This is a genomic window from Streptomyces sp. NPDC057486, from assembly GCF_042802415.1.
GTDB lineage: Bacteria > Actinomycetota > Actinomycetes > Streptomycetales > Streptomycetaceae > Streptomyces > Streptomyces yanii.
Genome location: NZ_JBHVEE010000130.1, coordinates 1 through 20692, shown reverse-complemented (window position 1 = coordinate 20692; position 20692 = coordinate 1). Strand labels below are relative to the sequence as shown.

16 protein-coding genes and 1 pseudogene are annotated in these 20692 nt (G+C 69.2%); 11 read left to right on the top strand and 6 right to left on the bottom strand.

The window, feature by feature from the left end; all coding sequences use genetic code 11:
• Both ACFU6I_RS38415 and dnaK read right to left on the bottom strand, forming a co-directional pair.
• Positions 1-522, bottom strand: a complete 522-nt coding sequence (locus ACFU6I_RS38415) for a nucleotide exchange factor GrpE (protein WP_384375968.1) — start codon at positions 520-522, stop codon at positions 1-3.
• Positions 523-531: 9 nt separating this feature from the next.
• The gene (gene dnaK, locus ACFU6I_RS38410; RefSeq protein WP_384375965.1) at positions 532-2424 is read right to left on the bottom strand and encodes a molecular chaperone DnaK; all 1893 of its coding nucleotides are present in this window, start codon (positions 2422-2424) and stop codon (positions 532-534) included.
• A gap of 289 nt (positions 2425-2713) precedes the next feature.
• Between dnaK and ACFU6I_RS38405 the strand changes: the two genes are divergently transcribed.
• Positions 2714-4495 (top strand): PucR family transcriptional regulator, encoded by a 1782-nt coding sequence (locus ACFU6I_RS38405; RefSeq protein ID WP_384375963.1) that lies wholly within the window; start codon positions 2714-2716, stop codon positions 4493-4495.
• 262 nt (positions 4496-4757) lie between these two features.
• Positions 4758-5426: a formylglycine-generating enzyme family protein gene (locus ACFU6I_RS38400; protein ID WP_384375960.1), complete on the top strand. Its 669-nt coding sequence runs from the start codon at positions 4758-4760 to the stop codon at positions 5424-5426.
• A 265-nt stretch (positions 5427-5691) separates the two neighbouring features.
• On the opposite strand, the gene ACFU6I_RS38395 is transcribed toward ACFU6I_RS38400, so the two are convergent.
• Positions 5692-7518 carry a serine/threonine-protein kinase gene (locus ACFU6I_RS38395; RefSeq protein ID WP_384375990.1) on the bottom strand — a complete coding sequence of 609 codons (1827 nt, stop codon included), beginning with the start codon at positions 7516-7518 and terminating at the stop codon, positions 5692-5694.
• A 534-nt stretch (positions 7519-8052) separates the two neighbouring features.
• Here ACFU6I_RS38395 and ACFU6I_RS38390 point away from each other — a divergent pair.
• A complete protein-coding gene (locus ACFU6I_RS38390) occupies positions 8053-9561 on the top strand; it encodes a glutamate synthase subunit beta (protein WP_384375957.1) in 1509 nt (502 codons plus the stop codon).
• Positions 9562-9699: 138 nt separating this feature from the next.
• On the opposite strand, the gene ACFU6I_RS38385 is transcribed toward ACFU6I_RS38390, so the two are convergent.
• Both ACFU6I_RS38385 and ACFU6I_RS38380 read right to left on the bottom strand, forming a co-directional pair.
• Entirely contained in the window at positions 9700-11115 is a 1416-nt protein-coding gene (locus ACFU6I_RS38385; protein ID WP_384375954.1) for a DEAD/DEAH box helicase, read from the bottom strand.
• Positions 11116-11651: 536 nt separating this feature from the next.
• On the bottom strand, positions 11652-12215 hold the full coding sequence (locus ACFU6I_RS38380) for a PadR family transcriptional regulator (RefSeq protein WP_384375951.1): 564 nt from the start codon (positions 12213-12215) through the stop codon (positions 11652-11654).
• Positions 12216-12271: 56 nt separating this feature from the next.
• On the opposite strand from ACFU6I_RS38380, the gene ACFU6I_RS38375 reads away from it, so the two are divergent.
• On the top strand, positions 12272-12673 hold the full coding sequence (locus ACFU6I_RS38375; RefSeq protein ID WP_384375948.1) for a nuclear transport factor 2 family protein: 402 nt from the start codon (positions 12272-12274) through the stop codon (positions 12671-12673).
• 80 nt (positions 12674-12753) lie between these two features.
• Here the strand turns inward: ACFU6I_RS38375 and ACFU6I_RS38370 are convergent.
• Positions 12754-12933 (bottom strand): annotated as a pseudogene (locus ACFU6I_RS38370) (DUF2267 domain-containing protein); the annotation flags it as partial.
• Between the two features lie 1005 nt (positions 12934-13938).
• On the opposite strand from ACFU6I_RS38370, the gene ACFU6I_RS38365 reads away from it, so the two are divergent.
• The 7 genes from ACFU6I_RS38365 to ACFU6I_RS38335 all read left to right on the top strand — a co-directional run bounded on the left by ACFU6I_RS38365 (position 13939) and on the right by ACFU6I_RS38335 (position 20437).
• Positions 13939-15126: an ATP-binding protein gene (locus ACFU6I_RS38365; RefSeq protein WP_384375945.1), complete on the top strand. Its 1188-nt coding sequence runs from the start codon at positions 13939-13941 to the stop codon at positions 15124-15126.
• A complete protein-coding gene (locus tag ACFU6I_RS38360) occupies positions 15123-15965 on the top strand; it encodes a roadblock/LC7 domain-containing protein (RefSeq protein ID WP_384375943.1) in 843 nt (280 codons plus the stop codon). Before ACFU6I_RS38365 ends, ACFU6I_RS38360 begins: the two co-directional genes overlap by 4 nt.
• Positions 15958-16350, top strand: a complete 393-nt coding sequence (locus tag ACFU6I_RS38355) for a DUF742 domain-containing protein (RefSeq protein ID WP_266978030.1) — start codon at positions 15958-15960, stop codon at positions 16348-16350. Before ACFU6I_RS38360 ends, ACFU6I_RS38355 begins: the two co-directional genes overlap by 8 nt.
• Positions 16351-16353: 3 nt before the next feature.
• Positions 16354-16914, top strand: a complete 561-nt coding sequence (locus ACFU6I_RS38350) for an ATP/GTP-binding protein (RefSeq protein WP_384375939.1) — start codon at positions 16354-16356, stop codon at positions 16912-16914.
• 10 nt (positions 16915-16924) lie between these two features.
• Positions 16925-18304 carry a cytochrome P450 gene (locus ACFU6I_RS38345; RefSeq protein ID WP_384375936.1) on the top strand — a complete coding sequence of 460 codons (1380 nt, stop codon included), beginning with the start codon at positions 16925-16927 and terminating at the stop codon, positions 18302-18304.
• Positions 18305-18407: 103 nt separating this feature from the next.
• The gene (locus ACFU6I_RS38340) at positions 18408-19655 is read left to right on the top strand and encodes a cytochrome P450 (protein WP_384375932.1); all 1248 of its coding nucleotides are present in this window, start codon (positions 18408-18410) and stop codon (positions 19653-19655) included.
• Positions 19652-20437 (top strand): enoyl-CoA hydratase/isomerase family protein, encoded by a 786-nt coding sequence (locus tag ACFU6I_RS38335; protein ID WP_384375929.1) that lies wholly within the window; start codon positions 19652-19654, stop codon positions 20435-20437. Before ACFU6I_RS38340 ends, ACFU6I_RS38335 begins: the two co-directional genes overlap by 4 nt.
• Positions 20438-20692 lie beyond the last annotated feature (255 nt).

Here is a 20692-nt window from a genome sequence, read left to right as displayed (position 1 = left end):
CTACTCCTGCTTTCGGCTGACCGCTACCGCCGCCGGTCGCAGTTGGCGGTCGGGGTCGCCGTAGCCGGGGCGCAGCACCCGGACGACGGTGCCCGGGGCGGCGTCCGGGTCCTCGACCACGGAGACCACCTCGTGCAGCACGGGATCGAAGGGGACACCGGTCTCGTCGTGGCGCGGATAGCCGAGGCTCCTCAGGACGTCCAGGGCCTGATCGCGTACCGCCTGCACGCCGCGGACGATCGTCTCGGGGTCCGCGTCGGCGTGGGCGAGGGCGAGTTCGAGGTTGTCGACGACCGGGAGCCAGGCGGCCGTGGCCCTGGCTCGTTCCGCCTCCTGCTCCCGGGGGCGGTCGCGGGCATACCGCTTGCGGAGGTTGTCCAGATCGGCGAGGGCTCGCCGCCACCGGTCCTCCAACTCCTCGGCCTCGAGGGCAGACGGGCCCTGCGGTGCGGGTGCCTCTTCCTGCGGATGGTCCGTCCGAGCTGCGTCCTCGGCGGCAGGTGCCTGGTCAGGTTCCGACATGACGTCACCTCAGCCCCGGTCGAACTCGGCGTCGATGACGTCGTCGTCGCCACCGGACGGCCGGCCCGAGGCGGACGTTGCGCCCTGGTCCGCGGTCTGCGCCGCCGCGGCGGAGTGGGTGGCCAGTGCGGCGTAGATCTGCTGGAGTTCGGAGCCGACGGCGCGGGCGCGGTCCACGGGCGCCTCCTCCTTGACGGCGGTACGCGCCTCCTCGATGACCATTTCGGCGCGGGCGCGCTCGTGCTGTGGCGCGGCGTCCCCGAGTTCTTCCAGTCGACGCTCCACCTGGTACGCGGCGGCGTCGAGTTCGTTACGGGCGTCGATGGCCTGGCGCAGCGCCTGGTCGGCGGTGCGGTTGCGCTCGGCCTCCTCGATCATCCGATCGACCTCGGCCCGGTCGAGGTTGGATCCCTCGCTGATCGTGATCGACTGTTCGGCGCCGGTGTCCTTGTCCTTGGCGCTGACCTTGAGGATGCCGTTGGCGTCGATGTCGAAGGTGACTTCGATCTGGGTCTGCCCGCGGGGGGCGGGCCTGAGGCTCTCCAGCCTGAAGCGGCCCAGCACCCTGTTGTCTGCGGCCAGTTCGCGTTCCCCCTGCAGCACCACGATGTCGACGGCCGGCTGGTTGTCCTCGGCCGTGGAGAAGACCTCGGACCGCCGGGCGGGAATGGTGGTGTTCCGCTCGATGATCTTCGTCATGACACCGCCCGCGGTCTCCACGCCCAGCGAGAGCGGAGTGACGTCCAGCAGGAGGACGTCCTTGACCTCGCCCTTGAGCACCCCGGCCTGAACGGCGGCGCCCAGCGCCACCACCTCGTCCGGATTGACGCTCATGTTGGGGTCCTTGCCGCCGGTCAGGCGCCGTACCAGAGCCTGCACGGCCGGCATACGCGTCGAGCCGCCGACCAGGATGACCTCGTCGATGTCGTTGTCACTGATCTTCGCGTCGCCCATCGCCTGCTTGACCGGGGCCAGGCAGCGCTCCACCAGATCCGCAGTGATCTGTTCGAAGGTGGAGCGGCGGAGGGTCTCGGTGAGGTGTTTGGGCCCGGAGGCGTCCGCCGTGACGAACGGCAGACTCACCTGGGTCTGGGTGACCGAACTCAGTTCGGTCTTCGCCTTCTCGGCCGCCTCGAACAGGCGCTGCAGGGCCTGCGGGTCCTTGCGCAGATCGATGCCCTCGGTCTTCTGGAACGCATCCGCCAGATGGTCCACCAGCCGGCGGTCGAAGTCGTCGCCGCCCAGGTGGGAGTCGCCGGCCGTGGACCGAACCTCCACCACACCGTCGCCGACGTCGAGGATGCTGACATCGAAGGTGCCACCGCCGAGGTCGAAGACCAGGACTGTCTCATGGCCCTTCTTGTCCAGACCGTAGGCCAGGGCCGCGGCGGTCGGCTCGTTGATGATCCGCAGAACTTCCAGACCGGCGATCTTTCCCGCGTCCTTCGTGGCCTGTCGCTGAGCGTCGTTGAAGTAGGCGGGCACGGTGATGACAGCCTCCGTCACCCGCTCGCCGAGTGACCTCCCCGCGTCCTCGGCCAGCTTGCGCAGCACCTGCGCGCTGATCTCCTCCGGCGCGTACTGCTTGCCGTGCACCTCGAAGCGGGCCACCCCACCGGGTCCCTCGACCACGTCGAAGGAGACCGCCTTGGCCTCCTCGGGGACCTCGTCGAAGCGACGTCCGATGAACCGCTTCGCGGAGGTGATGGTGCCCTTGGGGTTGAGGATCGACTGGCGGCGTGCCAGCTGTCCGACCAGGCGCTCGCCGGTGTCGGAGAAGGCGACCACCGACGGGGTGGTCCTGGCTCCCTCGGCATTCGGGATCACGGTGGGCTCACCGCCCTCCCAGACCGCGATGACCGAGTTGGTGGTGCCGAGGTCGATGCCTACTGCCTTGGCCATGGGATTCTCCTCCGTCGCGGCACTGACCGAACGCCGCGGCTGCCGGGATCACGATCCCGCTCGCGGCCCCACATGGGGAAAGGGTGGCGCGGTGGCGCACCCGTTTCCCTGCCCCGGCAGGACCAATCCGGGCAGGCCCGCCCGTCCCGTGAGGTCAGGGCGTCCGCAGGGCCGGCTGAGGTGGCTCTGCGCCGGACGGCGTAGCGTGAAAGGCGGAGAGCTGCTGTGTCGAGACACGAATGGATCTCCGATGGATGCTGTCCGCTCCGGATCGTCGACGGTGTGTGGTGTGCGCCCGAACCCTCAGCGCTGGGCCGGCCGGCACACGTTCCTCCGTCTCACGACGGCGATGTTCGACGCGACCGACGAACGCGAGGTGGTGTGGGCGGCCATGGCGGCGATCGCCGTCACCGGGCCGTTCTCGGCAGAAGCGGCCTATGCGGCTCACCACGGCGTCGCGCAGCGGTGTCGCCGGTGTTCCACGGTCGGCTCCGGTCATTCCCCGCCGGGCATCGTGCCGGCGAACGCCACGGCGGCCGAGCCTGCCGTGACGGACGACGAACCGACGGCCGCCGACGGCGTCGACCGGTGGATCGCTGCGCTGGAGGGCCGCAGCGGGCGCTGGGACGACCGGAACGGCCACTGCCTGTGGGCATTGGCGCTGCGCCACCGCGGGCGTTGTCTGGGCTACCTCGTCGTTCGCATGCTGGACACTCCCTCGGCCGAGGAGGCCGCCGACGCCGAGCTCCTCGCCCGGCAGGCCGCAGCCGCACTCGCGGGACTGGGTTGGCCATGGGAGAAGTCAGCCCACGCCGAGAAGGAACAGTGGCCGACCGCGGAGGAGCCCGGACCGGGGGTCGATCTCAGCGCCACCGTCTCGGCCCTTTCGTACCAGAACGCCTTTCACCGGGCCCTCACCCGTGTCGGGGCGTCCGGCAAGGGTGAACAGGGGATGCTACGGGCCCTGCACGATCACACGGGATTCTCCGCACTGACCGAGGATCCCTTCGGCAATCTGCGGGCGTGGGCAGGCCCCGGCCGCGGCGGATCGCGCCCCGGATCGGCGAACCGGTCCCGGGACGAGTTGCTGCGGCAGGTACGACGCCGGCAGGGCGCCGTCCGCGACCGAGACCGACTGGTCGTCCCCATCGAGGCGTCGGGCGACCTGCTCGGACTGGTCGCCCTGGTGGATCCCGACCGACGGGCGGGGAAGCTGGACACCGCGGCGCTGGAGGAGACGGGCCTGGCCCTGGCCCCCGAGCTCTCCCATGAGCGCGCTCTCGCCGAGCTGGAGCCGAGGCTGCGCCACGACCTGGTCGAAAGGCTGATCTCCGGTGAGGCGACCGACGGCGTGTTCGTCCATGCGGCCGCCCTCGGTCACGACCTTCACGGGCCGCACCGCATCGCCGTGCTGCAGTGGGACGGAGCAGCGGAGGAGGTGACGTTGGACGATGCCGTCGCGCGGGCGGCCGAGCGCCTGGGGCTGGATGTGCTCATCGGTGCCCGCGGGACCACCACCATCGTCCTGGTGGCGGGTCCCGATCCCGGGGATTCCTTGTACCGAGCCGTGGCACAGGACCTCGGCACGGCGACCGGGGCCGTCGGCATCGGCAGCCGCTGCGACCTCTTCACCGATCTGCCGCACTCCTACGACGGGGCCGTCCGTGCTCTCACCGTACGGCGCAGCTCTCCGGAACCGCACGGCAGCACCAGCTTCGAGGACATCGGCATCTGTCGCATGATGGGAACCGGGGACGGCGAACGGGAGACCGACCGCTTCGTCGGGGAATGGCTCGGAGCTCTTCTGGAGTACGACGCCCGACACCACACCGACTTGGTCACCACGCTCTCGCGCTACCTGGAGAGCGGCGGCAGCTACGACACCACTGCCGACGTTCTCCAGATCCACCGAAGTACCGTGCGCTACCGCCTCCGGCGCATCCGCGAGATCACCGACCACGATCTCAGCGATGTCGAGACCCGGCTCAACCTGCACGTGGCCACTCGCATCCGCAACGTGCTCGGCAAACCGGGAACGACGCGATCATCGCCTCGGTCGACATCTCTTTGACTGCCCTCGGGAGCGAGGGGCACCGATCTGCCGTCGCTCATCGGTGTGGTGCCGCGTCGTGTCCACTCCGGAGCCCGCCCCCCCGCTGTGCCGCACGCGCTGTGCCGCACGACCGCCCACGGCCGTGCGCCGTCCAGCTGAAGTCCCTTACCCGGCAGGGCCGGTGTCGGCCGACATCGGTTCCCGAAATTCCGCAGGTCGACCCGCGGGCAGCTCCGAGGCAACGACGAGCACGCCTCAGTATGATCGCCTGCTTGTGGACATGAACGCGGGAATCGAGTTGATCGCCGTTCCGCCGGGGCGGGTGACGCTGTCGGACCGGCGAACGCAGCGGAGCTGGTCGACCGAGCTCGCGCCCTATCGGTTGGCGGCGTTCCCGATCACTCAGGCGCACTATGCGCAGGTCACCGGTCAGCGCCCGAGCAGCGCGCAAGGCGACCGGTTGCCCGTCGAAGGCGTGTCCTGGTGGGACGCGGTCCGATTCTGCAACACCCTTTCCCAGCAGGAGGGGTTGGCAGCCGCCTACCGCCTCCGCACCGAGGCCGAGGGCATCGAGTGGGACGCATCTGCTGACGGGTACCGGCTGCCGACCGAGGCCGAGTGGGAACACGCATGTCGTGCCGGTACGGCCGAAGCGCGTTACGGGCAGCTCGACGAGATCGCCTGGCACCGCGGCAACTCCCGCGAGCGGATTCACGACGTGGGTGGCAAGCAGCCCAACACGTGGGGCATGTACGACATGTTGGGCAACGTATGGGAGTGGTGCTGGGACATCTACGACGCCGAGGTCTACGGCAGCTATCGGGTTCTGCGTGGCGGTGGCTGGTTTGACGAGCACTGGAGCTGCCGCGCCTCGGTGCGGCGCCGCAGCCACCCGACCTTCCGGATCGACGACGTAGGATTCCGCATCGCGCGTTCCATGCCGCGCTGACGTGCGTCAGGTACGGGCGAATGCTTCGCCCGCAGGACCGGCGCAGTGGTGCATCGGCGCCGATCCACGCGGTAGGCCGCCTGTTGTGTCCGGCCGAGGACGTGGGCGCGGCTGCGGCCGCCTGGACCGGGCCGCGCAGACCCGAGGACCGGCTCGACCGCACGGTCCTGACCTCCCCCGACATCTCCGCGGTGGTGAACCGGCTCGGGGTGCCGACGCCGTCGCGTGCCTCCCGTCAAGGGAGTACGTGCCACCCGGCGGAGGCTCAACTGCCCGAGTCGGCACCGACGGCGTTGCGCCAGACGGTCACGTCCAGAGTCATGTATGTGCTGGGTGAACCCTCGGCCGAGAAGCCCTGGACCGTCAACAGCCCCATGTGTCCCGTACCTGTGGTGACACAGACCTGCCGTCCCTTCGAGAGCTTGTTCAGATAGAGGTTCTTGGTGTACCGGGTGTCCGCGCGGCAGGCAGCGAGCGAACCCTCCTGCCCCGGATCGAGCAGCACCAGGTTCCCGTCCTGGGTTTCCGCGTCGAGGTATCCGCCGGTGTCGTAGGAGAGTTCGTACCCGCCGTCTTCACCCTGCTGGGGCCGGACGTCGTCGTCCCCGAGCGTCAGGTGGTAGCCGGCTGTGAGGTTGATGCCCTTGTAGACGGCGGGCTTCGGGTCGGGCTTCGGGGCGGGCTTCGCATCCGGCTTCTGATCGGCCGTCCGGTCCCCGCTGTCCGTCTGCTCACCGTTCGACGGTCCGCTGCCCTGCGTCTGCTGCTCCTCTTCATTGAGCAGGAAGTACGCCATGCCACCACCCCCGATACCGAAGACCAGCGCGGCAGCGATGGCGATGACCGCGCCCCGCTTGCCCGCCCGCTTCGGCGGCCGGGCCGCCGGGTGCATGGAGGGTCCGGGGTACACCTGGGCATGCACCGGCACCTGGGTAGGGGCGTAGGCGTGGGCCTGCGCCCGGACAGGCGTGGGGTACTGCTGAGGAGCCGGCTGCGGGGCGGGCGGTCCGTAACCCGGGGGCGGGGTGGCCGGCGCCACCGGCGTGGTGGGCGAGTAGGCGGCGGGCGGTCCGTAACCCGGGGGCGGAGTGGCCGGCGCCACGGGCGTGGTGGGCGAGTAGGCGGCGGACGGCAGGGAGGCCGGCGGCGGCGGGGGCTGGACCGGCGCGGGGGCCGCCGTGCGTACGGTGATGTCGGCGGCGACCGCGCCCGGCAGCCAGTCCTCGGGACGGCGCAGCACCGTCTCCGCGTTCGCGGACTGGCAGAGCCCGATGACCTCAGTGATCGACGGCCTGGCCTCGGGATCCTTGGCGAGGCAGCGGGTGACCAGCTCGGTCAGTCGTTCCGGGACGGCGGTGAGGTCGGGCTCCTCGTGGACGATCCGGTAGAGCACGCCGTGCGAGGTCCCCTCACCGAATGCGGGCGTTCCCGTCGCCGCATACGCCGCGACCTGGCCGAGCGCGAAGATGTCGGTGGCCGCAGTCACCCTGCGCCCCGCGGCCTGCTCCGGGGCCATGAACGACGGGGTGCCGATGGTCACGCCGCTGCCGGTGAGGGAGGTCGCGTCGGCGGCGTAGGCGATGCCGAAGTCGATGACGCGCGGCCCGTCCGCGGCGAGCAACACATTGGACGGCTTGAGATCGCGGTGCACGATGCCCGCGCCGTGGATGACGTGCAGGGCCTCGGCCATGCCGGCGATCAGCAGCAGTACCGTCTCGACAGGCAGCGCCCCGTGCGCGACGACCGCATCGGCGAGCGACGGGCCCGGTACGTACGCGGTGGCCAGCCAGGGCTGCGCACCGTCGGTGTCGGCGTCGATGACGGGCGCGGTGAACAAGCCCTGCACCCGCTGCGCAGACTGGACCTCCTGGGCGAACCGTCGCCGGAACTCGGGGTCCTCCCCGAATTCGGGGCGGATCACCTTGATCGCCACCGGCCGCCCGCCGGGCGTGTACGACAGATACACCTTGCCCATGCCGCCCGCGCCGAGCTTGGCGGCCAGCCGGTATCCGGCGATGGTGGTCGGATCGTCTCCCCCGAGCGGCTGGAAAACCTGAGAGGAACTGCTCCGGTCCTGCTGCTGACCACTCATCAGCCTACGTCTCCCCCACGGATTGTCACTGTCGAGCGGCACCCTATCGAAGGACGAGCCGTCTCCGCCCGCCAGGACGAGGCCGGCCAGAATCCGGACCGTACGCCGACGGTGCAGGAGTGGCAGCGTGCCGGGCGACCTCGCCCCGCGTACGGTGGCGGCCGCCACGTACAGCACGGGCCGCATGTCGGCGCGCACCCGTGGCGTGCCCGCCGGTCGGCCACGTTGCGCGGCCATCTCGTTCAGGAGCCGCACCTCCTCGGCCGGCCCCCTGGAGGGCCGTCGCCGAACGGGGCGCGAACGCGGGAACCCAGCGCATCCAACACCGTTCGGGATGCGCCCAGTGCGCAACAGTGGGTCCAGGACTCACTCATGCACACTGCTGGGAACAGTCCTCGGCCGCCGACCTGATCACAGGAGCCGGGCAGGTCCGCCCGCACGGTTCCCGGAGTCGACAGGCCGATGAAAGCGGTAGAAAGCAGGCGTAGGCTGGCCGAAACGCCGATACACCGCAAGGGGCGACGGAGGCGGCGCATGACCGACCCTTTCGGCTTCCTCAAAGTTCCCCGTCGGCCCGCCCCGGCACGCCCGGTCGATGAACGGCTGAGCGACTGGGACGAGGTCTACGCGGGCCAGCCACGCCTTCCACTCGTGTCCGAGCAAGCAGGACGCTGCATGGACTGCGGCATACCCTTCTGCCACCACGGATGCCCGCTGGGAAACCTCATCCCCGAGTGGAACGCCTACGCGGCACGGGGCGACTGGCGGGCCGCCGCCGAGCGCCTGCACGCAACGAACAACTTCCCGGAGTTCACCGGGCGGCTGTGCCCGGCGCCGTGCGAGGACGCGTGCGTGCTGACCATCAATGCCGATCCAGTGACGATCAAGAACGTCGAACAGGCGATCGCCGACCAGATCTGGGCGCGCGGGTACGCGACACCACAACCGCCGGAGCGGCTCAGCGGGAAGACTGTCGCCGTCATCGGCTCCGGACCCGCCGGACTGGCGGCAGCGCAGCAGCTCACCCGCATCGGTCACACCGTCGCCGTCTACGAGCGGGCGGACCGCATCGGCGGGCTGCTGCGCTACGGAATCCCCGCGTTCAAGATGGAGAAGCACCATCTGAACTGCCGCATCGAGCAGATGCGGGCCGAGGGAACCAAGTTCCGTACGGGGGTGGACGTCGGCAGCGATCTCGACGCCGCCGAACTCAGAAGACGCCATGACGCGGTGGTCGTCGCCATAGGAGCCAGGGGACAACGTGAGCTGCCCGTCCCCGGTCGCGAGCTGGCCGGCATTCATCAGGCCATGGACTATCTGACCCTCGCGAACCGGGTGAGGGAGGGCGACTACGTCTCGCCTCCTGTCACCGCCGAGGGCAAGCACGTCGTGATCATCGGCGGCGGGGACACCGGATCGGACTGTCTCGGCACCGCCCTGCGCCAGGGCGCGAGCTCCGTGGTGCAGCTGGATATCAATCCGGAGCCCGGCGAGACCCGGCGGGACACCGAACCGTGGCCCACATATCCGAAGGTCTATCGGATCTCCCACGCCCATGAGGAGGCCCGGGGGCGGAAGGGCGCGGATCCGAGAGTCTTCGCCTCCGCCACCCTCCGTTTCGAAGGGGACGGGGCCGGCCACGTGCGCGGACTGCGCCTGGCGAAGGTGGAGCCCGTCGTCAGAAGGCCGCGGCCGGGCACCGAGCATCTGATCCCGGCGGATCTGGTCCTGCTGGCCCTCGGCTTCTACGGTCCCGAACGGGGCACCGGTCTCATGAAGCAGCTCGGGCTCACCCTGGACGAGCGGGGGAACTTCGCCCGGAGTTCCGCCTTCACTGCCGAGCAGGCCGAGCAGGCCGAGCGGACGGTCCCCACCAGGACGGACGGGGTCTTCATCGCCGGTGACGCAGGGCGTGGCCAGTCCCTTGTGGTGTGGGCCATCGCGGAGGGCCGGTCCGCCGCAGCCGCGACGGACCGGTACCTGAGTGGCTCCACCGTGCTGCCTGCCCCCATCGCACCGGAGGACAGACCTCTGGCGGCATGAGCGCCTCCGGCGTGGCCGTGCCGGTCGGGACGGGGCGCGGCTCGGGGCCGACCGGAACGCCGCGATGTTCCGCCGATTCGGCACACGCATTCAGCCGGTCGTTGTCCGGCGTCCGTCCGCTCCCCCGTCCCGGCGTCGTTACGAGCCGCGGCGCACCCGTGCGGCTTTGCGGGCCTCGGCCATCTTGCGGGCCTCGCCTCCACGGCGGGACCCGCCGGCGGCGCGGCCGGACTCACCCCGGGCCGTGCCCATGCCCCGGAAGGGGGCGTGGCCGCCGGCGGGACGCGCCGCGGCAGGACCGCCGTCGAGAGGAAGGCCGGACGGGACACGTGCACCGGTGATCCGGCTCAGTTCCGCCTCGCCCGAACGCACCTTGGTGATCTTCGGCGTAATACCGGCGTCGGCCATCAGCCGGCTCATGTCGCGACGCTGGTTCGAGAGGACCAGGGTGACGACGCTGCCGGATTCACCGGCACGGGCGGTGCGACCGGCCCGGTGCAGATAGTCCTTGTGGTCGCTGGGCGGATCGACGTTGACCACCAGGTCGAGGTCGTCCACATGCAGGCCCCGGGCGGCGACATTGGTGGCCACGAGCGCGGTGACCTGACCGTTCTTGAACTGCGCAAGGGTGCGCGTGCGCTGGGGTTGGGACTTGCCGCTGTGCAGCGCGGCAGCGCGGACACCGCTGGCCCGCAGATGCTTGGTCAACTGGTCGACCGCGTGTTTGGTGTCCAGGAACAGGAGCACTCGTCCGTCCCGAGCCGCGATCTCGGTCGTGACGGCGTACCGGTCGGCGCCGTGGACGGTCAGTACATGGTGTTCCATCGTCGTCACCGCTCCTGCCGACGGGTCGACCGAGTGGACCACCGGGTCGTGGAGGTAGCGGCTGACCAGGAGGTCGACGTCGCGGTCCAATGTGGCGGAGAACAGCATCCGCTGGCCGTCGGGGCGCACCTGGTCGAGAAGCTCGGTGACCTGGGGCAGGAAGCCCATGTCACACATCTGGTCGGCCTCGTCCAGGACGGTGATGCGCACCCGGTCCAGGCGACAGTCCTTGCGCTCGATGAGGTCGTGCAGGCGTCCGGGAGTCGCGACGACGACCTCGGCCCCGGCCCGCAGTTCGCCGGCCTGCCTGCCGATCGAAATGCCGCCGACCACCGTGACCATCCGCAGCTTCAGCTCCCGGGCGTACGGGGTGAGCGCCTCGCCGACCTGCTGGGCCAGCTCCCGGGTCGGTACGAGGATCAGCCCGAGCGGCTGCTTCGGCTCCGCGCGCCGGCCCGCGATCCGCGTGAGCAGAGCCAGACCGAAAGCGAGGGTCTTGCCCGATCCGGTGCGGCCCCGGCCCAGGACGTCCCGGCCCGCGAGGGAATTGGGCAGCGTGGCCGCCTGGATCGGGAACGGGTGGTTCACGCCGAGGTCGGTGAGCGTCCTCAGCAGGGCGGGCGGAAGATCCAGATCGGCGAACGACGCGACTGCCGGCAGGGCCGGGGTGATCGTCTCCGCCAGGGCGGATCCGTCCTGCGGGGTGTCCGTGCGAGCTGGGTGCTTCATGGCGAGCCTTCCTCGATGTGCGGCACGTATCGAGGAATTCCCGGCAGGCGCAGAAGCCGGCAAACCGCAAGAACGGGCAAATGAAGATGATGGGATCCGAGCAACGGTAACAGCCCGGGCCCACCTCGAGCGCGCCACCTCGATCAGCCGTCGGCGGACCGGCGCGGCGTGGGGAATGACGACGGATCCGGGCCGTTGCACGGGCCGGGCGCACTCACGCGCCCCGGCCGCCTGCTCGACGCCGCCACACAGGGCTTCCGCGCGTGGCGGGCAGCGCGCGCGGGGTGACGCTCCGCCGGTCGTCGCTGATGTCCCCACCGGTGGACCCCTGCCCGGCCGATCTTCGTCGGCGCGCGACGTCCGGAGGACCCAGTGCTGCGACCGGAAAGTTCACCGGCTCGCGACGCCCGGCACGGCACCCCGCTGCGTTGTCGCATGACCCGGGTACGCACGTCCAGCACGAGGGCGATCCTCCGCCTTGCGATGCACCGCACCGGACGCCACGGGCTTCCCGGCAAACCTTTCCGGTCGCAGCACTAGCGGGACACGCCGGTGCGCTGTTCCAGGGCGCGCAGGGCCTGCTCGGCCCATGTGACGTTCTCCTGCTCGAAGGTCCGGCCCCGCATGAGGGTGAGGTAGGGGCCGATGCGCTCGGCATGAGCCAGGTGCTCCTGCTCCGTCCGCCCGTCGAGCAGGCGGTCGCGGAGCCGGTCGTAGCGGGCGAGCTTGGCCCTGGCCCACTCCATCCGCTCGGCGATGGCCGCGCGCACGGCGTCGGGGTCGCCTTCGTCCATGGCGTGCACCTTGACCATCAGCTCGTCGCGGATGGCCGTGGGCCTGGGCAGCTCGGCGGTGAAGTGGCGGAGGGCCTGGCGTCCGGCCTCCGTCAGGGAGAACAGCCGCTTGTTGGGACGCCGCACCTGCTCGACGAGCCGGGCCTCGATCAGGCCGTCGGACTCCATCCGGTCGAGCTCCCGGTACAGCTGCTGTGGGGTCGCCATCCAGAAATTGGCCACCGAGGCGTCGAATCCCTTGGCCAGGTCGTACCCGGAGGCCTCGCCGTCCAGAAGTGCCGCGAGTACCGCATTGCGCAATGCCATGACAGCAGCCTAACATCCGCACCTAATCAACTATTTGCCTATGAGAGGTGGCTGGGATGCACCCCTTCCACAAGGCGGTCGAGGCCGAGGACCACGCCGCGATAGAGGCTCTGCTGGCCGAGAATGTCGTGTTCACCAGCCCTGTGGCGTTCAAGCCGTACCCCGGGAAGGCGATCACCGCGTCGATCCTGCGTGGAGTCTCGCGAGTCTTCACCGACTTCCATTACGTACGGGAGATAGCGGGAGCCAACGGCCGCGACCACGCCCTCGTCTTCAAGGCGAAGGTTGGCGACCGGGAGATCAACGGCTGCGATTTCCTGCACTTCGACGAGGACGGCAAGATCGACGACTTCATGGTGATGGTTCGCCCCATGTCGGCCGCGCAGGCACTGGCGGCGGCCATGGGCGCCGAGTTCGAGCGGATCACCCGGGAGGCGGCGGAGGCGATGGGCGCCTGAGGGGGCGCGCTCATGCGCTCGCCGTCGGCCTCCCACATCTGCCCCGGGGTACGGCTCGGCACACCGTTCTCCGCCTATGCTCAGGTCGGCTCGGGGCAGCCGAAGAGGAGCTCGTAGCCCGCGGGCAGCTGCAGCAGGGTGCGACGGGTGAGGTCTTCGCCGGCCGCGTCCGCGACGACACCGAGCACGGCGCCGACGTCCCACTTCGCGGTCTGTTCGGTAGCGCCATCGATCCAGGCCGCGGTGGCCCGTACGAATCGGCCGACCTGCTGACGTTGCCGGGAAGATCACCGACCGGACCGAGCTTCCCGCTGCTGCCCGCACCTGCCCAGGACACCTCCGCCAGGCCCTCGCCGAGGCCGTCGCCGCCCATCTCGTCGCCCCTCCGGCAGCGACACGGTCCCACCCAGCGCCAACACCGTTCAGTTGAGGACTGGAGGACGAAGTCCTCATCGCTGTGATCGGCCCGCAGAAGAAGTCCGGGCTCACGAGCGAGCCGCTCCGCCAACTGCGCGCCCGTGTAGGGGTCGTCGAAGTAGCCCGCCGGGGTGCTCACAGGAACACCGCTTCGCGGGGACGCAGAGGGTGGGCGAACTCCTCGGGCGGCGGGATGGCCACCTCAGGGCGAAACAGCCACCGGTGCGCTCACCGAAAGGTTCCGAGCATCGCGCGAGAATCATCCGCCAGTGTGAGTGGCGGAGCACTGGGTCGGACCTCACCCTCGCCTCTGCTCGGTGACTCGGGCACGGGATCGTTGCCGAGCGAACCGGCTTGTGCGGAAAGTGCCGGGTGCATCCAGGGATCCCCGGGCGTCTGCGCGGGCGCCCTCCCGCCGAGGCTACAACACGCGCCCGGCACCCATGAACTGGGTGCCGCCACCTGCCGAAGAGGTCCTTCAAGGGTCCGGTTGACGGTGCCTCAGATCGATGTGAGAGATTGTCACTCCACTTATGAAGAACCGATTGACGGATCGGTGGCGAGAGAAGTGGCAGATGGCAGATACGTGGTCGAAAGGTCATGCCAACCCGCTGCTGCGGCAGCTGTGTTGGGCGTATGCGACGCCATGGCAGGCGTCCGAGGAGGCGAAGATCCGGTGATAGCATCCCGGCATCTGTGATCTTGATCCATTTGACGCAGATGCTGATTTGTGATCGGCAGCATGCTCTCCGTGTAACAGCAGGTGAACCGTGCCGATCAGCTGTGTTGCGGGTCCTCGCGAGGTATATCCGCAGCCGTCCGCATGCCATGCGCCGGGAAAGGTTTCCATGAATCGAGACGCACTTGTGTGGTGCTTGGTTGCGGTGGCGGCGATAGCCGTGGTCGCGGTCTTGGCACTCGTCGCCCGCAACAGAGCACTGGGGGCGAAGAAGCAGCATACCGAGGCCGAACTGAGGCGCGAGCTCCTCACGTCGGACAGCCACCTGCACTCAGCGCGCGCCGAGCTGCAGAGGTTCCGGAACGAGCAGGACGCCACGCTCCGCGAAGCCAAGGAAGCGGCGGAGGAGAACACCAAGGCCGTCCTCAAGGGTGCCGCCAGCTTCCTGCAGAGCCTCGCCGCCGAGCAGACGACACTTCTGGACGGCATCCAGCACAAATACGGCGGACACGCCGTCCTCAGCGACCTGTTGGACGTCAACCACGCCAACGCCCAGATGGCGCGCAAGGCTCAGGGCATCGCCGTCATGTGCGGTGCGCCGCTCGGCCGTCGCAACAGGCCCGCCAGCGTCTACGACGTGGTGCGCAGTGCCCAGGGCCAGATCCGCAACTTCCACCGGGTCGCCATCATGCAGCAGGCCGGTCTCGCCCTGAAGGCGTCCGCGGTCGCGCCCGTCGCCCTCGCCGTGGCGGAGCTGCTTGACAACGCGGCCAGCTTCTCGCAGCACGACGCGCCGATCGAGGTGACCTTCCAGCGCGTCCAGAACAACCTGTGCATCGTCATCGACGACGCCGGTGTCAGCATGAACGACGAAGAGCGGCAGCGGGCGACCGCGCTGCTCTCCGGAGAAGTCGCCCCCCGTCTGTCGCAACTCGGAACTCAGCCGAAGTTCGGCTTCCCGGTCGTCGGCCTGATCGCGCGTCAGCACGGTTTCAAGGTGGACGTCACCGGAGTCTCCCGATACGGCGGCGTCAGGGCCGTCGTCCTCTTGCCCGAGGAGCTGTGGACCATGGAGGAGATGCCGCCCGCCCAGGAGGCTCCGGTCAGCAATATCCGGCGCGCCACCGAGAGCCGGCCCCAGAGCGCGACGTCGCGCACGCTGAACGGTCTGCCCAAGCGCGGCACACGCCAGGCGGCCATCGCGAGCGTCCCCGATCCCGACACCATCTCGCCGGCGCCGCGGACCCCGGGGGAGACAAGCCGCGCTTCCGGGCGCAGCCTGGGGGCCTTCCAGCGCGGCACGCTCTCCGGCCGCAACCTTGACGCCACCTCGTTCGAAGGATCCGAAGACGCATGACCGCAGACCTGTCGTGGATGCTCGAGGACATCGTGCACAACGTGCCCCGCGCACGCCACGCCGTCCTGCTGTCCGCGGACGGCCTTCCACGCGGCGCGACCGAAGGCCTGGCCGAGAAGGATGTGCGCACCATCTCCGCCGCCATGGCCGGGATGCAGTCGCTCAGCCGGGCGGCAGCCCACTTCGCCGGACCGGAGGAGGACCGGCAGTGGAACCAGACCATCATCGAGTTCTCGCATGGCTGGAGCTTCCTGATCGGGGCAGGGCAGGGCGCCTACCTCGCCGCCGCAGCCGCGCCCGATGTGGACATGCAGCAGATTTCCTTCCGCATGCACCGCCTTGTCGCCCGGCTGGGCAACAACCTCACCTCGCCGCCGAGGGTGAGCGCCGGGGACGCCGGAGGTGCGAGGGGGAGAACCCCCCGGCAGCAGAGCTCCGGTGACGCGGGATTCGTCCTGGTCGAGCTCGACCAGGTGATTTCCGAGGTCAAGGGTGCCCGCCACGCGGTGCTGCTGGGATCGGACGGCCTTCCCCGCGGGGCGACCAGCGGGATGAGCCGCGACCTCGCGGACACGATCTCCGCGGCCATGACGGGCATTCACGCCTACAGCCGGGTTACCTCCCAGTTTGCGGGGGTCCTCGAGGACGCGGAATGGCGTCAGACGGTCATCGAGTTCCAGCACGGCTGGATCTTCCTGATGGCGGCCGGTCCTGGCGCCTTCCTGGCCGCTGCCGCCGAACACGACTGCGACATAGAGGAGTTCACCACACGTCTGCACGAAGTGGTTCCCAGACTGACCGCGGCGGCGACACCGGGGAAGGGGACAGGCCATGCCTGACGGACCCGAACAGGATGAAGAGCTGGAACTGACGTCTCCATTAGTCCCCCTCTTCGTGATAACGAATGGACGAGCACTGCCCCCGGACCACGAATACGAGCACACGACACTCGTGACGGTGGCGGCAGAGGACGGACCCGTCGCGGCGCGCACGCTGTCCCCGGAATCGGGGCAGGTCATGGACCTGGTCGCGAACGGCTTCCTGTCCGTGGCCGAGGTGGCAGGGCACACGCACCTGCCCCTGGGCATCGTCCGCATCCTGCTGGCGCAGTTGGAGGAGGACAATCTCATCCTCGTGAGGAGACCGATACCGCGCGCCGAACGTGTCGACAAAGAACTGGTCAGCGCCGTGCTCGAGGGCCTGAAGAATCGATTCGGAGCGTAACGCGTGTACCTGGATCCAGATGTCTCCCACGCGGTGAAGATCCTCATAGTGGGGCACTTCGGGGTCGGCAAGACCACCTGCATCGGCAGTCTCTCCGAGATCGAGCCCCTACGGACCGAGGAAGAGATCACCGAGGCCAGCGTGGGCTTCGATGACCTGTCGGGCACACCCCACAAGAAGACCACCACCGTCGCCATGGACTTCGGTCGGCTCACCCTGAGCGACACCCTGGTGCTCTACCTCTTCGGAACGCCCGGCCAGGAGCGCTTCAAAGAGATGTGGGAGGAACTCTCCCGGGGCGCCCTGGGCGCGCTGGTCCTAGTCGACCCGGAGCGACTGCACGAGTCCTTCCCCGTCCTGGACCTCGTCGAACGTTTCGGCCTGACGTACGCCATCGCCGTGAACCACTTCGACGGCACCACGAACTACCCGCTCGACGAGGTGCGCGAGGCGCTGAACCTCACCGCCGAGACCCCTGTCGTGGAGTGCGACGTACGGGACGAGAACTCCTCGGCACAGGCCCTCATCACCCTCGTGAAACACCTCATGTCCCAACTCGGCTAGGAGCGCAGGAATGCAACAGCCACTTGAGCCGCAGGAGATACCTCCCGGCTGCCCCGCGCACGGGAACGTCCAGATGTACGGCCCCGCGTTCGGAGCCGACCCCGACAGCCACTACGCACAGCTGCGATCGTTCGGTCCCAGTGCGCCCGTGGACATCGCCCCCGACGTCCAGGCCGAGCTCGTCACCAGCTACGACGCCGCTCTGTACGTCCTGCAGAACCCCGCCTCCTTCGTGCGCGACTCCCGCCGCTGGAACGCCCTCAACGAAGGGCGCGTCCCGGCCGACAGCCCGGCACTGCCCATGATGGGTTACCGCCCCAACGCGCTCTTCAGTGACGGTGCGGCACATGCCCGACTGCGTCAGGCCGTTACCGATAGTCTCGCCACGGTCAACGAGCACCAGCTCATCAGGCAGACACAGCAGTCCGCCTCCTACCTGATCAGCCAGTTCAGTACCGACATCCGCGGCCAGGCAGAGCTGATGGCCGAGTACGCCCAGCCGCTGCCTCTGCTGGTCTTCAGTAACCTGTTCGGCTGCCCGCCCGAGATCGGCGACCGCGTGATCGCCGGGATCAGTGGCATCTTCGAGGGCACACCCGGGGCCGACGAGGTGCTCGGCGGGGCGCTCACCGAGCTGATCGCCCTCAAGCGGCGGCGCCCGGCAGCCGACCTCACGACGCGTCTGATGGGGCACCCGGCGCAGCTGAGCGACGAAGAGGTGCTGCACCAGCTGGTCACCCTGCTCTCCGGTGGCACCGCGCCGCTGGCCGCGACCATCGGCACCAGTAGCGCCCTGTACCTCGGAGAGGAATGGCAGGCCGGCCTTCCGGTCGAGGACGCGGTCTCCCAGACCCTCTGGAACTTCGCGCCGATCGCCAACTACGCGGCCCACTACCCGACTCACGACGTCGAGATCGGCGACAGAGTGGTCCGGGCCAACGACCCGATCCTGATCTCATTCGCCGGGGCCAACACCGACCCGAAGCTGACCGAGCACCGCGAAAAGCTCAGTGCCAAGGCGCACTTGGCATTCGGAGCGGGCCCGCACGCCTGCCCCGCCAAGGACCCGGCTTTCATGATTGCCGTGACTGCCGTCGAAGCCCTGCTCAACCGGCTTCCAGACGTCGAGATGCGTGTCCCGTTCAAGGCACTCACCTGGACGCCGAGCCCGTGGAGCCGCTCGCTGGTCACCCTCCCGATCCGCTTCACCCCGAGGGCCGTTCCCCAGGCAGCCGAGTCGGCCGGATCGAACGCGGGCCAGATGTCCCAGCAGCAGACAGCCGCCTCCTCGCCCTCCACCGCCGCACCCTCGCATGCGAACGCCGGTGTCGCGCCGCAGCCCAAGGGCGGCCTGTTCAGCCGCTTCCTGGCGTGGACCAGGGGCGAGTGAGGCAAGAGTGATTTTAGTAACCTTTTGAGTACTCAGGGGTAGTGGATGCTTTAACGATCTTGTGGGTATGCATGGCGGCGGTTCTCAGAAAGGAGCCGCCACCATGGGCGTTGCCACAACTCCGTCGTACGACCGCCGGGCGTCCGCCTCCCTCTTCTCCCGTCTGCGGACGGCCAGAGGGCAGGCCGACCCCTTCCCGATATACGCCGAGCTCCTCTCCCGGGGCGAGGTGGTGCCCGCCCCCTGGGGCGGCTCCGTCGTGACGGGCTTCGCCGCCTGCGACCAGGTTCTGCGCAGCCGGCAATGGCTGGAGCCCGACAAGAGATGGCGGGAGCGCCAGGGGCCCGGGACACGCTGGAACGCACCCTCCTCACGCGAGATGAGCAACACACTCGCCGCGCTCAACCCACCGGACCACACCAAGGTGAGACGGGCGGCGGGCACCTTCGACCGAGCCACTGTGGAGCGCATCGGCCGCAATGTGACCCGGACCGCGGATCGGCTCCTCGACGCCTTCAGGGAGCGAATACGTACCGGCGAGGCGGACTTCTCGGAGCTTGTCTGCGAGGAGTTGCCGGTGGCCACCATAGGCGACTGGCTCGGGCTGCCGCAGGCCGACTGGCCCAGACTCAGACAGTTGACACATGATCAGGTATTCACCCAGGAGCTGCTGCCGTCGGCCAGCCAACTGGCATTGTCCGACGCGGCCACAGCCGAACTCCGCACCTATTTCACGGACCTGGTGCGTGATCGGCGCTCCCACCCCGGTGATGACCCCATCACCCGATGGATCCAGACGTGGGACGCGATCGAGCCCGACCAGGACAAGGCCGACGAGGCGGTCTACTTCCTGGTGCTGTTCGTCCTGCTTGCCGCCCTGGAGACCACCGCGACCCTCCTCTCGACGATGACACTCCGGCTCGTCGAAAGCCCGGAACGCTGGGACATGGTCGCCGACAACCCGGACCTCGTACCGGGGTTCGTGGAGGAGACGCTCCGCTACGACCCGCCCACACACGTGATCAGCAGGGTCGCCTCGCAGGACTCCGTGCTGGGAGGCATCGAGGTCCGCCGCGACGAGATGGTCCACCTCATGGTCGGAGCGGCGCACCGAGACCCGGCCAGACACAGCGACCCGGACCGGTTCGACCCCGAACGCACGCCCGGCCACCTCGCATTCAGTGGCGGCATCCACTACTGCCTCGGCGCGCCGCTGGCCCGCCTCGAAGCCCAGACCCTTCTCCGTCAACTGATCCGTCGCCTTCCCCGCCTCACCCTCGTACGCCCCCCGTCGATGGCGCCCCGTGTGGCGTTCCGACGCCTGCTGAACCTGGACGTAGCCTTCGCATGACCGAATCGATCCCCACTCCCGTACGCGCCCGGACCGCTCCCAAGGCGATACGTGCTGAGCAGGACGGCCCCGTACTGCATGTCCGCCTCAACCCCTGGGGACAGGACGACACGTTGGACGCCGCAGTCCTCGACGACCTCACCACCCTGCTCGACGACCTCCACGAGAGACCCGACGTCCGGATCCTGACGCTGTCGTCACTGGGTACGGACTTCTGCCTGGGTGCCGACCGCAACGAGTACCAGGAGGCACTGGCCGCCGATCCGTCCGGAGTAAATCTGCGGCGCATCGCCGACAAGGCGCACCGCCTGTGCCAGGCCCTGGAGAACACTCACGCCGTCACCATCGCCCGGTTGCACGGGCGGGTCATCGGCGCGGGTCTGGCCCTCGCCTCCTTCTGCGATCTGCGCGCCGGTGCCGACACCAGCCGCTTTCGCATGCCGGAGGTCGGCATAGGGCTACCGCCGGCATGGGGCGGGGCGATGGGACGCCTGGTCTCCGAGGCCGGCACGTCCAGGATTCGCGAGCTCATGCTCACCTGCGACGTCTTCGACGCCGACACGGCCCACCGTATCGGTCTGCTCCACCGGACCGCCCCACTCGACCAGCTGGACAAGGTGATCGATTCCTGGACCAGGCCCCTCGTCCGACGCTCGCCCGAAGCACTCGTCCTGACCAAACGGATGCTGGCCGGCTATGCACGGGCGGACAGGACGGCAGACGTCTCCCTGCTCGACTCCCATCTCCTGGCAGCCACTCTTCAACAGCACGCAAGGGGCTGATCCTCCCAGGCTGATACGAGCGTCCGGCCCGCCACGGACCGCCGAGGCATGGGGACGGCCGGGTGCCTCGGCGCATGTGGCGGGCACAGTGCGCGCGGCGAGGTACCCGGCCACTCACGATCGGGGCGGGCACCTCGCGCTGCGCTCGCAGCCCCAGCGGCTAGTACTCCAGCCGTACTTTTCCATTACTGCTGGTCAACGGCTTGGGTGTGGGGATTGTAGCGGGGTGGGTTTGGGTGCGGGGCGGTCTTGGCG

Bases quoted from the DNA above. Each gene is read 5' to 3' on its own strand.
- ACFU6I_RS38415 (WP_384375968.1), bottom strand. From the start codon at position 522: ATGTCGGAACCTGACCAGGCACCTGCCGCCGAGGACGCAGCTCGGACG.
- dnaK (WP_384375965.1), bottom strand. From the start codon at position 2,424: ATGGCCAAGGCAGTAGGCATCGACCTCGGCACCACCAACTCGGTCATC.
- ACFU6I_RS38400 (WP_384375960.1), top strand. From the start codon at position 4,758: ATGAACGCGGGAATCGAGTTGATCGCCGTTCCGCCGGGGCGGGTGACG.
- ACFU6I_RS38395 (WP_384375990.1), bottom strand. From the start codon at position 7,518: ATGAGTGGTCAGCAGCAGGACCGGAGCAGTTCCTCTCAGGTTTTCCAG.
- ACFU6I_RS38390 (WP_384375957.1), top strand. From the start codon at position 8,053: ATGACCGACCCTTTCGGCTTCCTCAAAGTTCCCCGTCGGCCCGCCCCG.
- ACFU6I_RS38385 (WP_384375954.1), bottom strand. From the start codon at position 11,115: ATGAAGCACCCAGCTCGCACGGACACCCCGCAGGACGGATCCGCCCTG.
- ACFU6I_RS38380 (WP_384375951.1), bottom strand. From the start codon at position 12,215: ATGGCATTGCGCAATGCGGTACTCGCGGCACTTCTGGACGGCGAGGCC.
- ACFU6I_RS38375 (WP_384375948.1), top strand. From the start codon at position 12,272: ATGCACCCCTTCCACAAGGCGGTCGAGGCCGAGGACCACGCCGCGATA.
- ACFU6I_RS38365 (WP_384375945.1), top strand. From the start codon at position 13,939: ATGAATCGAGACGCACTTGTGTGGTGCTTGGTTGCGGTGGCGGCGATA.
- ACFU6I_RS38360 (WP_384375943.1), top strand. From the start codon at position 15,123: ATGACCGCAGACCTGTCGTGGATGCTCGAGGACATCGTGCACAACGTG.
- ACFU6I_RS38355 (WP_266978030.1), top strand. From the start codon at position 15,958: ATGCCTGACGGACCCGAACAGGATGAAGAGCTGGAACTGACGTCTCCA.
- ACFU6I_RS38345 (WP_384375936.1), top strand. From the start codon at position 16,925: ATGCAACAGCCACTTGAGCCGCAGGAGATACCTCCCGGCTGCCCCGCG.
- ACFU6I_RS38340 (WP_384375932.1), top strand. From the start codon at position 18,408: ATGGGCGTTGCCACAACTCCGTCGTACGACCGCCGGGCGTCCGCCTCC.
- ACFU6I_RS38335 (WP_384375929.1), top strand. From the start codon at position 19,652: ATGACCGAATCGATCCCCACTCCCGTACGCGCCCGGACCGCTCCCAAG.